Here is a 14,833-nt window from a genome sequence, read left to right on the forward strand (position 1 = left end):
GCGACGATGGGACACATGGGGGATGCGGCGCGGCTGCTGACAGGCCGTCCGGTCCGGCGTCTCCCCTGGGAGTCCCCCCGGCGAGGGGCCGGGGCGCGGTGCCGCGTCACTCTGGGGGAGCGGGAGTCGGCATGAGGCTGATCGGCAAGAACGGCGCGGGCGCCAGGCCGGCGGCCGTCGAGGCGGACACCGACGCCTGGGCGGAGAGCGCCGAGAGCCCGGACGCCCGCCCCGGAGCCCTGCCCGCCCAGCGCACCAGCGGCCTGTCCGAACGGCCCCAGGCCGCCGGGTCGGGGCCCGACAGCCTCGTCCACGTGCCCACGCGCCAGTTCTCCGCCGAGGTCGGCCCGTACGGCTCGCAGGGCGGGGACGGCGTCGCGCTGGAGGCCGCCGCCCTGGACCCGACGAGCTTCGAGACGGCGCTCGCCGCCCGCGAGTCCGCCGCCCTGGAGGCCCGGCACCGGCAGGCCGCCGAGGACGGGGACGCGGACGCCGCGAGCCGTCTGGGCACCCTGCTGCTGCGCCGCGGGGACCTGGAGGACGCCGAAGCGTACCTGCGCGCCGCCGCGGCCGCCGGGGTGCGCGCCGCGGCCAACAACCTCGGCGTGCTGCTGCACCAGCAGGGCCACCGGGCCGAGGCCGGCCAGTGGTGGCGCCAGGCGGCGGTGGCGGGCAGCGCCCCGGCCGCGCACGCGCTCGGGCTGCAGCTGCGCGACCAGGGCGAGGAGGAGGCCGCCGAGTACTGGCTGCACTTCGCCGCCGACCACGGCCACCCGCTGGGCGCCTACGCGCTGGGCGACCTGATGGAGCACCGGCGCGACGTGCGCGCCGAGCGCTGGTTCAAGGTGTCCGCCGACGCCGGGCACCGCGAGGCCGCCTACCGGCTGGCCCGGATGCGCGAGGCCGCCGGCGACAAGGACACCGCCGAGACCTGGTACCGCACGGCCGCCGCCCGCAGCCACGCCCGGGCCGCGCTGCGCCTGGGCGTGCTGATCGAGGAGCGCGCCGGCGGCGAGCAGGCGCTGCTGGACGAGGCCGCCCGCTGGTACCGGCAGTCCGCGCAGAACGGGGAGGCGCGCGCGGCCTGCGCGCTCGGCTTCCTGCTGCGCGACCGCGGGGAGCTCACCGCCGCCGCCGAGTGGTGGCAGGAGGCCGCCGAGGCGGGCGACGGCAACGCCGCCAACGCCCTGGGCGCCCTGTACGCCGGGCGGGGCTCGGCCAAGGAGGCAGAGCGCTGGTACCGCACCGCGCTGGAGGCCGGCGACCACAACGGCGCCTTCAACCTGGGCCTGCTGTGCGCCGGTACGGGCCGCGAGCAGCAGGCCGAGCAGTGGTACCGCCGCGCCGCGTACGCCGGGCACCGGGAGGCGTGCAACGCGCTGGCCGTGGTGCTGCTGCAGCGCGGCGACGAGTCCGGCGCCGAGCCGTGGTTCTCCAGGGCCGCCGAGGCCGGCAGCGTGGACGGCGCCTTCAACCTGGGCGTGCTGCACGCCGGGCGCGGCGAGCAGCGCCAGGCCCAGGAGTGGTACGCCCGGGCCGCGGCCGAGGGGCACGGGGAGGCGGCGCTGCAGCTGGCCGTCGCCCAGGAGCAGCGCGGCAACCTGGCGGGCGCCCTGGAGCGCTACCGGCAGGCGGCGGCGGGCGGCAGTGCGGAGGGCTGCTTCCGGCTGGCCTCGCTGCTGGACCGGCGCGGGGACGCGGACGCCGAGGCGGAGCACTGGTACGCGGTGGCGGCCGACGCCGGGCACCGGCGGGCGCAGGTGCGCATGGGCGTGCGGGCGGCCGAGCGGGGGGCGCTGGAGATCGCCGAGAGCTGGTACCGGCGGGCGGCGGAGGCGGGCAGCCGCAGCGCGGCGTTCAACCTGGGGCTGCTGCTGGCCCGGCAGGACAGCGAGGCGGAGGCGATGCTCTGGTACACCCGGGCCGCCGACGCCGGGCACGGGCGGGCGGCGCTGCGCCTGGCGCTGCTGGCGCTGCGCCGGGGGGAGCCGGTGCAGGCGGAGAACTGGTGCCGCCGGGCGGCGGACTACGGGCCGGCCGAGGTGGCGGAGCGGGCCGGGCGGCTGCTGGGCGCGCTCAACGCGGAGCTGAGCGCGTAAGTCGCCTGTCAGGGACGGCAGTCGGGGCACAGGCCCCGGTAGGTGACCTCGGCCGCGGCGAGGGTGAAGCCGTGGCGTTCGGCGGCGGGCAGGGCGGCGAGCGCGTCGCCGAGCGGGTGCACGTCGCGGACGGTCCCGCAGCCGGAGCAGACCAGGTGCTGGTGGGCGCGGTGGGCGTTGGGGTCGTAGCGCTTGGCGCGGCCGACGGCGTCGAGTTCCAGCACCTCTCCGAGGGCGACGAGTTCGCCGAGGGTGTTGTAGACGGTGGCGCGGCTGATCTCGGGCAGGCGGACGGCGGCGCGGGCGTGCACCTCGTCGGCGGTGAGGTGCACGTGGTCGCCGTCGAGGACCTCGGCGACGACCCGGCGCTGTGAGGTCAGCCGCCAGCCGCGGGTGCGAAGTCGTTCCAGCAGGTCGCTCATGGGTCCAGAGTAGGTCAGGCTCCGGGATTGGTTCCAGTATTGACTTGGATAAAGTCCAAAGTTAGGTTCGATGTCGTCACGACCGGAAACCGTGGAGGCACCCCCATGACCACCCAGGACGAGCTGCGCCCGACCCTCACCACGGAGGCGGGTGCCCCCGTCGCCGACAACCAGAACACCGAGACCGCGGGCCCCGGCGGCCCCGCCCTCATCCAGGACCAGCTGCTCTTCGAGAAGCTCGCGCACTTCAACCGCGAGCGCATCCCGGAGCGCGTCGTCCACGCCCGGGGCGCCGGGGCGTACGGGACGTTCACGGTGACCGCCGACGTGTCGGCCTGGACCCGGGCCGCGTTCCTGTCGCAGGTCGGCAAGGAGACCGAGGTGTTCCTGCGCTTCTCCACCGTGGCCGGCAACCTCGGCTCGGCCGACGCCGTGCGCGACCCGCGCGGCTTCGCGCTGAAGTTCTACACCGAGGAGGGCAACTACGACCTCGTCGGCAACAACACCCCGGTGTTCTTCATCAAGGACGCCGTCAAGTTCCCCGACTTCATCCACACCCAGAAGCGGGACCCGTACACCGGCTCCCAGGAGGCGGACAACGTCTGGGACTTCTGGGGCCTGTCGCCCGAGGCCACCCACCAGGTGACCTGGCTCTTCGGCGACCGCGGCATCCCCGCCTCGTACCGGCACATGAACGGCTACGGCTCGCACACCTTCCAGTGGCAGAACGAGGCCGGCGAGCACTTCTGGGTCAAGTACCACTTCAAGACCGACCAGGGCATCCGCAACCTCGCCCAGGCCGAGGCCGACCTCCTCGCGGGCGCGGACCCGGACAGCCACCAGCGGGACCTGCGCGAGTCGATCGAGCGCGGCGAGTACCCGAGCTGGACGGTGCAGGTGCAGGTCATGCCCGCCGCCGACGCGGCCGCCTACCGCTTCAACCCCTTCGACCTGACCAAGGTCTGGCCGCACGCCGACTACCCGCCGGTCGAGATCGGCCGCCTGGAGCTCAACCGCAACCCCGACAACGTGTTCGCCGAGGTCGAGCAGTCGGCCTTCTCCCCGGGGAACTTCGTGCCCGGCATCGGCCCCTCCCCGGACAAGATGCTCCAGGGCCGGCTCTTCGCCTACGCCGACGCCCACCGCTACCGGGTCGGCATCAACGCCGACCACCTGCCCGTCAACCGCCCCCACGCCACCGAGGCCCGCACCAACGGCCGCGACGGGTACCTGTACGACGGGCGGCACGGGCGGAGCAAGAACTACGAGCCCAACAGCTTCGGCGGCCCCGTCCAGACCGGCCGCCCGCTCTGGGCCGCGACCGCGGTGAACGGCCACACCGGCACCCACGAGGCGCCCTCGCACGCCGAGGACGACGACTTCGGGCAGGCCGGCGCGCTGTACCGGCTCTACTCCGAGGACGAGAAGCAGCGGCTGGTCGCCAACCTGGCCGGCTTCATCGCCAAGGTCTCCGCCGACCGCGAGGACATCGTGGAGCGGGCGATCGACAACTTCCGCAAGGCCGACGCCGACTACGGGCAGCGGCTGGAGGCGGCCGTCCGCGAGCTGCGCAAGCAGTAGGCCGGACGGGAACGAGCGGCGGGCCCTTTCACCAGCTCCCACTGGTGAAAGGGCCCGCAACCATGTTCAGGGGGGCTCAGACCGACAGGCGGCGCAGCGTCTCCTCGTGGAGCAGCCCGTTGGAGGCCACCGCGTCGGCGCCGCCGGGGCCCGGGATGCCGTCCAGGCCCGTGAAGCGGCCGCCGGCCTCCTCGACGATGACGCAGTTGGCGGCCATGTCCCACAGGGACAGCTCGGGCTCGGCGGCGATGTCCACGGCGCCCTCGGCGACCATCATGTAGGACCAGAAGTCCCCGTAGGCGCGGGTGCGCCAGCAGGCGCGGGTGAGGTCCAGGAACGGGTCGAGGCGGCCGTGGTCCTCCCAGCCGCCGAGGGAGGAGTACGAGAAGGAGGCGTCCTCGATCCGGGAGACCCCGGAGACGTGGATGCGGGAGGCCTTGGTGAGGCTGCGGCCGGCGAAGGCGCCCAGGCCCTTGGCGGCCCACCAGCGGCGCTGGATCGCGGGCGCGGAGACGATGCCGACCACCGGGCGCTCGACGCCGTCGGGGCCGTCCTCCAGCAGGGCGATCAGGGTGGCCCAGACCGGGACGCCGCGGATGTAGTTCTTGGTGCCGTCGATCGGGTCGATCACCCAGCGGCGCGGGCCGGAGCCCTGCAGGCCGAACTCCTCGCCGAGGACGGCGTCGCGGGGGCGGGCGCGCTGGAGGATGCTGCGCACCAGTTCCTCGGCGGCCTTGTCGGCGTCGCTGACGGGGGTGAGGTCGGGCTTGGTCTCGACCTTCAGGTCGAGGGCGCGGAAGCGCTCCAGGGTGAGCGAGTCGGCCGAGTCGGCGAGGACGTGGGCGAGTCGGAGATCGTCGTGGTAGTCGGCCATGTCCGAAACCCTAGCCGAGGCCTCCCCGCGGGCGGGTGAGCGAGTCCGGCCATTCCCGGGACCGGTCGTCAGGGCCCGGGCGGGGCCCGGCCGTGTCTCAGTGGGCGGAGCCGCTGAGCTGGAGGCCGATGACGCCGGCGATGACCAGGGAGACGGAGACGAGCTTGAGCACCGAGGTGGTCTCGTCGAGGAAGGCCATGCCGTAGATCGCGGTGCCGGCCGCGCCGATGCCCGTCCACACGGCGTAGGCGGGGCCGACCGGCAGGCTCTTGAGGGAGAGGGTCAGCAGGCCGAAGCTGCTGAGGGCGAACACGCAGAAGCTGATGGTGGGCCAGAGCTTGGTGAAGCCCTCGCTGAGCTTGAGGTTGATCGCGAAGCCGGTCTCCAGCAGGCCGGCGAGGATCACCAGGGCCCATGCCATCCGTGCCCTCCCAGTCGTTCGACGGATCGGGCACCGCACCGGCCCGACTTTCCTATGATCGCCAGGCCGGCGCGGTCCGACACCTCGAACGGGGGAGGAGTGCGGGGGCTCAGTCGCCCTCGCGGGCCTCCTTGCTGGCCAGCAGGCGGCGCAGCGAGTAGAGCCGGGCGCCCTCCGCGTGGCCGTCCGCGACCCAGGCGTCCAGGGCGCAGTCCGGCTCGTCGTGGCTGCAGGCGCGCGGGCAGTCGACGGTGCCGGGCTCCAGGTCGGGGAAGGCGTGGATGACCCGGGACGGGTCGATGTGGGAGAGGCCGAAGGAGCGGAAACCGGGGGTGTCGATCACCCAGCCGGTGTTCAGGGCCTTCTTGGAGCCGGCCTTGGCGCCGGGCGGCGGGGGCAGGCGCAGCGCGAGGGCCGAGGTGGTGGTGTGCCGGCCGCGGCCGGTGACGGCGTTGACGTGGCCGGTCTGGCGCCGGCGGTCCGGGACGAGGGCGTTGACCAGGGTGGTCTTGCCGACGCCGGAGTGGCCGATGAAGACGGTGGACAGGCCCCGAAGGTGCTCGCGCACGGCCTCGGCGCCGGTGGTCTCCAGCTCGTCCCGCCGGGTGACCACGTAGGTGATGCCGAGCGGGGCGTAGGACTCCAGCAGGGGATCGGCCGGGGCGAGGTCGGACTTGGTGAGCACCAGCAGGGGTTCCATGCCGGCGTCGTAGGCGGCGACCAGGCAGCGGTCGATCAGCCGAGGGCGGGGCTCGGGATCGGCGAGGGCGATGACGATGGCGAGCTGGTCGGCGTTGGCGACGACGATCCGCTCGTACGGGTCGTCGTCGTCCGCGGTGCGCCGCAGGACGGAGGCGCGCTCCTCGACCCTGACGATGCGGGCGAGGGTGTCGGCGTCGCCGGAGAGGTCCCCGACGAGGCCGACGTGGTCGCCGACGACGACGCCCTTGCGGCCCAGCTCGCGGGCCTTCATGGCGACGATCTCGCGCTCCTGCTTGGTGCCCTGGTCGACCAGGCAGGTCAGCCGGCCGCGGTCGATGGTGAGCACCATCGCCTCGGCGGCGTCCTCGTGCTTGGGCCGGATGCGGGTACGCGGTCGCGAGCCCCGGCGGGCGGGGCGGTTGCGGATGTCGTCCTCGTCGGCGTCCTTGCCGTAGCGGCGCATGCTCTCAGTCTCCGCTCAGGCGCCCGCCGCCGCTTCGCCGAGCAGTTCCGCCCACATCTGCGGGAAGTCGGGCAGGGTCTTGGCGGTGGTGGCGATGTTCTCCACCCGGACACCGGGCACGGACAGGCCGATGACGGCGCCGGCGGTGGCGAGGCGGTGGTCCTCGTAGGTGTGGAAGACGCCGCCGTGGAGGGGGCGGGGGCGGATGCGCAGCCCGTCCTCGGTCTCGGTGACGTCGCCGCCCAGGTCGTTGATCTCCTTGGCGAGGGCGGCGAGGCGGTCGGTCTCGTGCAGGCGCAGGTGGGAGATGCCGTACAGGTGGGACTCGGAGTCGGCGAGGGCGGCGACGGCGGCGATCACGGGGGTGAGCTCGCCGACGTCGTGCAGGTCGGCCTCGATGCCGTGGATGCGGCCGGTGCCGGTGAACTGCAGGCCCTCGTCGGTGAACTCGCAGGCGCCGCCCATGCGGGTGTACAGCTCGCGCAGCTGGTCGCCGGGCTGGGTGGTGTGGGCGGGCCAGTCGCGCACGGTGACGCGGCCGCCGGTGGCGAGGGCGGCGGCGAAGAAGGGGGCGGCGTTGGACAGGTCGGGCTCGACGACGAGGTCGCGGCCGATCAGGGCGCCGGGGGTGACCCGCCAGACGTCCTTCTCGCCGCCGTCCTCGGGGGCGTCGACCTGGACGCCGGCCTTGCGGAGCATCTCGACCGTCATGCGGATGTGCGGCAGGGAGGGGACGGGGCCGCCGACGTGGCGGACCTCGACGCCGTGGCGGTAGCGGGCGCCGGAGAGCAGCAGGGCCGAGACGAACTGGGAGGAGGCGGAGGCGTCGAGCTCGACGGGGCCGCCGTCGAGGCCGCCGGTGCCGTGCACGGTGAAGGGGAAGGTGCCGCGGCCGTCGTCGTCGATGCGGGCGCCGAGGGCGCGCAGGGCGTTGATGACGCCGTGCTGGGGGCGCTCGTGGCTGCGCGGGTCCCCGTCGAAGTGGACGGGCCCGTCGGCGAGGACGGCGAGCGGGGGCAGGAAGCGCATGACGGTGCCGGCGTTGCCGACGTCGACGGTGGCGGGGCCGAGCAGGGCGGGGGCGGGGATGACACGCCAGGCTTCGCCGCCGCCGGTGCCGCCGGAGTCGTTGTTGACCTTCTCCTCGATGCCGACGCCCAGGGCGCGCAGGCCGTCCGCCATCAGCTGGGAGTCGCGGCTGCGCAGCGGGCGGCGCACCCAGCCGGGCTCGTCGGCGAGTGCCGCCAGCACCAGGGCCCGGTTGGTGACCGACTTCGAGCCGGGGATGGTGACGGTGGCGTCAACGGGGGTGGTCGCGACGGGGGCGGGCCACAGGGTCTCGGTCATGGGGGCCAGTCTAGGGGCCGTGGGTGGCCTGACCGGGCGGCGGCCGGATGGCGGGACCGGGACGGTTCAGAGTTGCAGGGGCTGCAGGAGCCAGGCGGCGCCGAGGGCGAGGCAGGCGAGGGCGGTGAGCAGGAAGACGGTGATCCAGGCGAGGCCGGGGATGTGGGTGAGGCGGGCGAGCTGGTCGGCGTCGGAGTCGCGGGCCCAGCCGATGCGGCGCTGGTGCTGGAGCTCCAGGACGGGCCGTACGGCGCCGAAGAGCAGGAACCAGCAGCCGAGGTAGGCGAAGCCGGCCTGGACCTGGGCGGTGCCGAACCAGGACACCAGGAAGAAGGCGCCGCCGGCGATCAGCACGGTGAACAGGCCGAAGGCGTTGCGGATGCGCACCAGCAGGGCGAGCAGCAGGGCGATGGCGAGCCAGAGCAGCAGGGTGATGCGGTCGGCGGCGAGCAGGGCGGCGCAGCCGAGGCCGAGCAGGGCGGGGGCGGTGTAGCCGGCGAGGGCGGTGAGGACCATGCCGGGGCCGGTGGGGCGGCCGTAGGAAAGGGTCAGGCCCGAGGTGTCGGAGTGCAGGCGGATGCCGGCGAGCTTGCGGCCGGTGAGCAGGGCGGCGAGGCCGTGGCCGCCCTCGTGGGCGATGGTGACGGCGTTGCGGGCCAGGTGCCAGAGCGGGCGGGCGAGGACGGCGAGCAGGGCGGCCGCACCGGTGGCGAGGACCAGCCAGCCCGGCGGGGCGGCCTGGGTGCCGGTGACGCGGCTCCACAGGTCGGCGAGGTCGTGTCCGCTCTGGTGCGTGCTCATGGTCCCTGGCTCCGTCCGCTGCGTTGGGCCGTTCGGGGCAGCCTCCCATGCGGGGACGGCGCGGTGGCAGCCGGTGGTTCTACGTTCCGGATGAGAACGGGCCGGATGAGAACGGGCCGGATGAGGACGGCGGCGTGGGAGGCTGGCCCGTATGTGCGGTCGCTTCGCAGCCGGCGGCAGGCCGGAGGACATCGTCGATCTGTTCGGCGTGGAGCAGTGGGATCCCGAGGAGACGCTGGAGCCGAACTGGAACGTCGCGCCGACGAACAGCGCCTTCGTGGTCCTGGAGCGCATGGCGAGGAACGAGCCGAGGGCGGTGCGGCAGCTGCGGGTGCTGCGCTGGGGGCTGGTGCCGCAGTGGTCGAACACGGCCGAGACGGCGGTGAAGATGATCAACGCCCGGGCGGACACCGTGCACGAGAAGCCCTCCTACCGGCAGGCGTTCGCCGCGCGGCGGTGCATCCTGCCGGTGGACGGCTACTACGAGTGGCAGACGGTGCCGGGCGAGCGGGGCAAGGCACGCAAGAAGCCGTACTTCGTCTCCCGGGCTGACGGGGCGCCGCTGGCCCTGGCCGGGCTGTACGAGTTCTGGCGGGACCGGACGGTGCCGCCGGACCACCCGCGGGCCTGGCTGGTGACCTTCGCGGTGGTGACCACGGAGGCGGAGGAGCTGCTGGCGCCGATCCACGAGCGGATGCCGCTGTTCCTGGACCCGTCCACCTGGGACGAGTGGCTGGACCCGGCGGCGGACGACCCGGACGAGCTGCGCAGGCTGCTGATACCCCCGCCGCCGGGGGCGCTGCTGGCCACGCCGGTGGCGCCCGCGGTGGGGAACATCCGCAACAACGGCCCGGAGCTCATGGAGCCGTACACCGAGGTCGAGTACGAGACCACGCTGTTCTGAACCGCCGAAGGGGATCTGTCATGACCGTCGAGCTCGTGGACACCGAGGCGGGCGAGGCCAGGATCACGTACCACCGGGCGGCGAAGCCCCGGGCGGTGCTGGCGCTGGGGCACGGCGCGGGCGGCGGGATCGAGGCGCGGGACCTGGTGGCGCTGGCCGCCGCGCTGCCGCCGCGCGGGATCACCGTGGCGCTGGTGGAGCAGCCCTGGCGGGTGGCGGGGCGCAAGGTGGCGCCCGCGCCGAGGACGCTGGACGTGGGCTGGCGGCCGGTGGCCGAGCGGCTGGCCGCGAAGGGCCCGGCGCTGGTGGTCGGCGGGCGCAGCGCGGGCGCCCGGGTGGCCTGCCGTACGGGCACGGCGACCGGGGCGGTGGGGGTGGTGGCGCTGGCGTTCCCGCTGCACCCGCCGGGGAAGCCGGAGAAGAGCCGGGCGCAGGAGCTGCTGGAGTCGGGGCTGCCGACGCTGGTGGTGCAGGGGCCGGCGGACCCGTTCGGCGGGCCGGGGGAGTTCCCCGAACTGCCCGCCGGGCACGAGCTGGTGGCGCTGCCGTACGGCAACCACGGGTTCGAGGTGCCCAAGCGGGCGGAGACCGGGCAGGAGGAGGTGCTGGAGCTGATCTGCCGGGCGGTGGGGGACTTCGTGCTGCGGCTGGTGTGAGCAGGGCTGTTCCGCGGGTGCGAGGGTGTGGTCGCCGGTGCGGGTGAGCGGTGGCGGTGGGCGGGAATGCGGGCGGGGTCCGCGTGGTTGTCGCCTTCGTCAGCGTGAGTGTCAGCACGAGTCACCGGTGAGAGGCAGGGCAGATGGGTTCGATCGCGTGCCCGGAACGGCCTGAGGAGCGCGAGGCCGCCGCGGCGTTCGCACCCTCCTGGTCGGAGTGGCTCGACGCGGGCGAGAAGCCCGTGAGCCCGATATCCTCGCTCTCGGGGCGGCCCGCCGTGGGTCGTGCCCGTCATGCCGAGGAGGTGGGTCCGGTCGTCGGGACCGAGCATGAGGCCGGGTCGGGCCGCGGCCCGGACGACGCCCTGCCTGCGGGCGAGGCGCTGACCGGTGAGGAGCTGGCCGAGGCGATCGGCGAGGACACCTTCCGGGTGTCCGCGGCGGAGACCGAGGAGGCCCGGCGGGAGCGCTTCGAGCGCGACGCCCTGGGGTACCTCGACCCGATGTACTCGGCGGCGCTGCGCATGACGCGCAACCCGGCCGATGCGGAGGACCTCCTCCAGGAGGCGTTCGCGAAGGCGTACGCGTCCTTCCACCAGTTCCGCGAGGGCACGAACCTCAAGGCCTGGCTGTACCGCATCCTCACCAACACGTTCATCAACTCGTACCGCAAGAAGCAGCGTGAGCCCCAGCGCACGGCGGCGGAGGAGATCGAGGACTGGCAGCTGGCGCGCGCCGAGTCGCACATGTCGACCGGTCTGCGTTCGGCCGAGACCCAGGCCCTGGACCACCTGCCCGACAGCGATGTGAAGGACGCGCTGCAGGCGATCCCGGAGGAATTCAGGATCGCCGTCTACCTCGCGGACGTAGAAGGTTTTGCGTACAAGGAGATCGCGGACATCATGGGTACTCCCATCGGTACGGTGATGTCCCGGCTGCACCGCGGCCGTCGTCAGCTGCGCGGCATGCTGGAGGACTACGCCCGTGAGCGCGGGCTCGTCCCGGCCGGCAGCGGGGCAGGGCAGGAAGCGAAGGGCTCGGGCTCATGAGCTGCGGCGATCCGCACGAAACCGAGTGTGGCGAGGTCCTCGACCACCTCTATGAATTCCTCGACAACGAGATGGCCGAGGGCGACTGCGCCAAGCTGCGCGTGCACTTCGAGGAGTGCTCGCCGTGCCTGAAGCAGTACGGGCTCGAGCAGGCGATCAAGGCGCTGATCAAGCGCTCCTGCGGGTGCGACGACACCCCGTCGGACCTGCGCGGGAAGGTGCTGGCGAGGATCGACTCGATCCGGGCCGGGCAGCGCTCGGGCGAGCCGGTGGTGGTCGTGGAGACGACCTCGGTCGAGGTGCACGTCGAGGCGGCGCGTCCGGCTCCGGTCCTGGCCTCCGAGGACGCGAAGGCGTCCGGGGAGCCGCAGGACGCCTCCGCCGTCACGGTGCGTGACTGACCGGCGGAGCCGGTCCTGTCGTCCGGGAGGCGTGCCGGGCACGCCCGACGGATGGTTCGAACAGGGACTCACAGCGGCCCCGGGAGCATGTGCTCCCGGGGCCGCTCCCGTTCTGCTCATGTGCGCCCTCACTCGTTCGAGTGAGTTGGCGGTGCGCCAACTGCGCCATTGCGCGATCATGCGTCCCCACGGCCGATGAGCGCCCTATCCTCCTGACGGACGCTCACCGCCGGTCCCCCCGGCGGGTCGAGACAGCGCGGGCCAGGACGGCGGGGAGGTCGATATCGCTACCGACAGTGGAGGCGCGATCCTGCCGCCCGGGGCGGCGCGCTACCTGGTGGCCGTCCCCGCGGCGGCCGTGTGCTGCCTGGTTCCGCTGCTGCCCGCGGGGATCCTGCCCGGGGTGCCGGGCTGGATCGGCGGGCCCGTCGACTGGCCCGAGGTCGCGCTGCTGGCCTTCCTGCACGGCTGCTGGGAGTCGCTCGCCCAGGGCATGCCGACCCCCTGCCTGCGCCTGGTGCGCCGGGTCCTGCGCCGCCCCGCGCCCGCCGAACGGGTGAGCGTCCGATCCGGGGTCAACGCCTTCTTCCCGGTGCTGTTCGCCGGGGTGCTGATGCTGGCGCCCGCCGCCGCCGCGCTGGTCGCCGTGCCCGCCGCGCTGCTCGGCGGCCCCGTCGGGCCGCGGTGGCGAGCCCGGCAGCTGTTCAACGGCTCACAGCTGGCGCTGTGCGCCTTCGCCTCCTCCCTCGCCTGGCACCTGCTGCACGGCCCGCAGCTGCTGCTCGGCTCCCGCTTCCCCGCCGCGCTGCTGCCGGGCTTCGCCGCCGTGGCCGCGTTCTGCCTGGTCAACGGTGCCGTGGTGGGCGGGATGCTGATGCTCACCGAGGGGCGGCGCCCCGGGGTGCTGCTGCGCGGGGCCTGCTCGGTGTGCGGGCTGCCGGTGCTGGTGCACGCGGCCGGCGGGCTGATGGTCGCGGTGCTGTGGCAGGGCCCGTACGGGGCGTTCGCCGCCCTGCTGGCGCTGCTGCCGCTGTCCATCTCGGCGTGGGTCTTCGCCCAGGGGCAGCGCGAGCAGGACGCCCACCAGGCCACCGTGCAGTCGCTGGTGCAGGCCGTGGAGATCAAGGACGCGTACACCCGCGGCCACAGCGAACGCGTGGGCCGGGCCTCGGTGCTGATCGCCGGTCAGCTCGGCATGGAGCCCGGGCGGCTGCGCACCCTGCGCTTCGCGGGCGTCCTGCACGACGTCGGCAAGCTGGGGGTGGCCACCGAGCTGCTGCGCAGAAACGGTCCCCTCAGCGAGGAGGAGCGCCGGGCGGTGGAGGTCCACCCGGTGTACGGGTACGAGCTGGTGCGCGGCATCGACTTCCTCGGCGAGGCGCACGCCGGGATCCTCCACCACCACGAGCGGATGGACGGGCGCGGCTACCCCAGCGGGCTCGCCGGGGAGCAGATCCCCGAGTTCGCCCGGATCATCTCCGTCGCCGACGCCTTCGACTCGATGACCTCCACCCGCTCCTACCGGCGCGGGCGGCCCGTCGCCGAGGCCGTCGCGGAGCTGGAGCGCTGCTCGGGCGGCCAGTTCGACCCGGTGATGGTGCGGGCGCTCATCGACGCGCTGGCCGTGCACGACTGGCAGCCGGTGCTGCCGCCCTCCGGGGACTGCATCCGGGCCGTGCCCGACATCCCGCTCGGGGTGCCCGAGCCCGCCCGGGCCGCGCCGGGCCGGGTGCCCGCGCAGGGCGGGGCCGCGCCGATGGCCGGGCAGCCGTGAGCGCGCCGGGGCGAGGTGCGGGGCGTGGGCCGGGGCGAGGTGCGGGGCGCGGGGCCGGGACGGTGCGGGCCGTGCACGCGGGAGCGGTGGGGCTGCTGGTGCTCGCGGCGGCGGCCGTCGCGGTGCGCGGGGTCGCCGAACCGGGGGTCGCGCTGGCGTTCACCGCGCTGATCGCACTCGGCGAGTGCGTGCGGATCACCCTTCCGGGTGACCGCGAGCAGGCGCCGATCGGCGCGGCCGGCGCCCTGGCGTACGCGCTGCTCGGCCCGCTGCGCGGGGTGCCCACCGCCCACGGGACGCTGCAGGTCGTGGCCGTCACCGGCGCCGGGCTGCTGCTCGCCTGGCTGCCGGGCCTGGTCGCCCCGCACCGGCGGCCCCCCTGGGCGGACGCGGCGCGGCGGGACAGCGCCGCCCGGCGGCTGCTCGGGGTCGGCTTCGCCGCCGCCGTCTTCCAGCCGCTCTACAACGGGGGCCTGGTCGACCGGTTCTCGCCCGAGGGGCCCGCGTACGGGGCGTTCCTGACCGCCGTCGCGGCGCTGGCCGCCCTGTGCGACGCGACGCTGGCCGCGCTGATCCGCCGCTCCTCCACCGGGCTGCGCTTCCCGGCGGCGCTGGAGGACGAGCTGCGCTCGCTGTTCGGGATCGGCTCGGCGATCGTCGCCACCGGGATGCTGGTGAGCCTGGCGGCCGGGGAGGTGGGCCTGTGGGCGCTGCCGCTGTTCTGCACCCCGCTGCTGCTGGCCCAGGTGTCCTTCCGGCGGGCCGCCGCCGTGCGGGCCACCACCGGGCAGACCATCGCCTCGCTGGCCCGGGCCACCGAGGTGGCCGGCTACACCCCGCACGGGCACGCCCGCCGCGTCGCCGACACGGCGTGCGCGCTGGGGCGCGAGCTGGGCCTCGGGACCCGGGAACTGGCCCTGCTGGAGTACGCGGCGCTGATGCACGACGTGGGGCAGCTGTCGCTGGTCGAGCCGGTGCCCGACGGCGCCACCGCGCTGCTGCCCTGCGCCGAGCAGCAGCGCATCGCCCGCCTGGGCAGCGAGGTGATCAGCCGCACCGGGGTGCCCCGGCAGGTCGCCGAGCAGGTCGCCCGGCTGGCCGATCCGTGCGTGGGGCCGGGCGGGGGCGAGCGGCCCGTACCGCTGGCCGCCCGGATCATCCGCGTCGCCAACGCCCACGACGACCTGCTCACCGCCGCCCGGGGCCGGGGCGTGGGGGAGGCGGTGGGGCGGCTGGAGGCGCTGGAGGTGCTGCGGCTGGGCCGGGGGCGGGTCTACGACGCCAGGGTGGTGGACGCCCTGGCCCGGGTGGGCGGGCAGTCCCGGGGCTGAGCGTCGCC

Annotated in this window: 14 protein-coding genes; 8 read left to right on the forward strand and 6 right to left on the reverse strand. The window is 74.7% G+C overall.

Annotated features, from left to right (window positions below; all coding sequences use genetic code 11):
- Nucleotides 1-131: 131 nt before the first annotated feature.
- The gene (locus ACIBCA_RS06290) at nucleotides 132-2,099 is read left to right on the forward strand and encodes a tetratricopeptide repeat protein (RefSeq protein WP_396281650.1); all 1,968 of its coding nucleotides are present in this window, start codon (nucleotides 132-134) and stop codon (nucleotides 2,097-2,099) included.
- Between the two features lie 8 nt (nucleotides 2,100-2,107).
- Here ACIBCA_RS06290 and ACIBCA_RS06295 read toward each other — a convergent pair whose 3' ends face one another.
- On the reverse strand, nucleotides 2,108-2,521 hold the full coding sequence (locus ACIBCA_RS06295) for a Fur family transcriptional regulator (protein ID WP_396281651.1): 414 nt from the start codon (nucleotides 2,519-2,521) through the stop codon (nucleotides 2,108-2,110).
- 105 nt (nucleotides 2,522-2,626) lie between these two features.
- On the opposite strand from ACIBCA_RS06295, the gene ACIBCA_RS06300 reads away from it, so the two are divergent.
- A complete protein-coding gene (locus tag ACIBCA_RS06300; RefSeq protein WP_396281652.1) occupies nucleotides 2,627-4,102 on the forward strand; it encodes a catalase in 1,476 nt (491 codons plus the stop codon).
- Between the two features lie 76 nt (nucleotides 4,103-4,178).
- Here the strand turns inward: ACIBCA_RS06300 and hisN are convergent, their stop codons facing one another.
- From hisN to ACIBCA_RS06325, 5 genes are all read right to left on the reverse strand, one after another.
- Nucleotides 4,179-4,976, reverse strand: coding sequence for a histidinol-phosphatase (gene hisN / locus ACIBCA_RS06305; protein WP_396281653.1), 798 nt, complete (start codon nucleotides 4,974-4,976; stop codon nucleotides 4,179-4,181).
- A gap of 97 nt (nucleotides 4,977-5,073) precedes the next feature.
- Complete coding sequence (locus ACIBCA_RS06310; RefSeq protein ID WP_031068733.1) at nucleotides 5,074-5,397, reverse strand: multidrug efflux SMR transporter; 324 nt, start codon at nucleotides 5,395-5,397, stop codon at nucleotides 5,074-5,076.
- Between the two features lie 109 nt (nucleotides 5,398-5,506).
- Nucleotides 5,507-6,562 carry a ribosome small subunit-dependent GTPase A gene (gene rsgA / locus ACIBCA_RS06315; protein WP_396281654.1) on the reverse strand — a complete coding sequence of 352 codons (1,056 nt, stop codon included), beginning with the start codon at nucleotides 6,560-6,562 and terminating at the stop codon, nucleotides 5,507-5,509.
- A gap of 15 nt (nucleotides 6,563-6,577) precedes the next feature.
- Nucleotides 6,578-7,909: a 3-phosphoshikimate 1-carboxyvinyltransferase gene (gene aroA, locus ACIBCA_RS06320; RefSeq protein WP_396281655.1), complete on the reverse strand. Its 1,332-nt coding sequence runs from the start codon at nucleotides 7,907-7,909 to the stop codon at nucleotides 6,578-6,580.
- A gap of 66 nt (nucleotides 7,910-7,975) precedes the next feature.
- A complete protein-coding gene (locus ACIBCA_RS06325; RefSeq protein WP_396281656.1) occupies nucleotides 7,976-8,710 on the reverse strand; it encodes a M50 family metallopeptidase in 735 nt (244 codons plus the stop codon).
- 151 nt (nucleotides 8,711-8,861) lie between these two features.
- On the opposite strand from ACIBCA_RS06325, the gene ACIBCA_RS06330 reads away from it, so the two are divergent.
- The 6 genes from ACIBCA_RS06330 to ACIBCA_RS06355 all read left to right on the forward strand — a co-directional run bounded on the left by ACIBCA_RS06330 (nucleotide 8,862) and on the right by ACIBCA_RS06355 (nucleotide 14,825).
- Nucleotides 8,862-9,614, forward strand: coding sequence for an SOS response-associated peptidase (locus ACIBCA_RS06330; RefSeq protein ID WP_396281657.1), 753 nt, complete (start codon nucleotides 8,862-8,864; stop codon nucleotides 9,612-9,614).
- Nucleotides 9,615-9,634: 20 nt separating this feature from the next.
- A complete protein-coding gene (locus ACIBCA_RS06335) occupies nucleotides 9,635-10,270 on the forward strand; it encodes an alpha/beta family hydrolase (protein WP_396281658.1) in 636 nt (211 codons plus the stop codon).
- Between the two features lie 305 nt (nucleotides 10,271-10,575).
- A complete protein-coding gene (locus tag ACIBCA_RS06340) occupies nucleotides 10,576-11,319 on the forward strand; it encodes a sigma-70 family RNA polymerase sigma factor (protein WP_396281813.1) in 744 nt (247 codons plus the stop codon).
- A complete protein-coding gene (gene rsrA / locus ACIBCA_RS06345) occupies nucleotides 11,316-11,720 on the forward strand; it encodes a mycothiol system anti-sigma-R factor (RefSeq protein ID WP_396281659.1) in 405 nt (134 codons plus the stop codon). Before ACIBCA_RS06340 ends, rsrA begins: the two co-directional genes overlap by 4 nt.
- A 337-nt stretch (nucleotides 11,721-12,057) precedes the next feature.
- Entirely contained in the window at nucleotides 12,058-13,494 is a 1,437-nt protein-coding gene (locus ACIBCA_RS06350) for an HD-GYP domain-containing protein (RefSeq protein WP_396281660.1), read from the forward strand.
- Nucleotides 13,495-13,565: 71 nt separating this feature from the next.
- A complete protein-coding gene (locus ACIBCA_RS06355) occupies nucleotides 13,566-14,825 on the forward strand; it encodes an HD-GYP domain-containing protein (RefSeq protein ID WP_396281661.1) in 1,260 nt (419 codons plus the stop codon).
- Nucleotides 14,826-14,833: the final 8 nt, after the last annotated feature.

This window comes from Kitasatospora sp. NPDC051170 (genome assembly GCF_044455705.1).
GTDB lineage: Bacteria > Actinomycetota > Actinomycetes > Streptomycetales > Streptomycetaceae > Kitasatospora.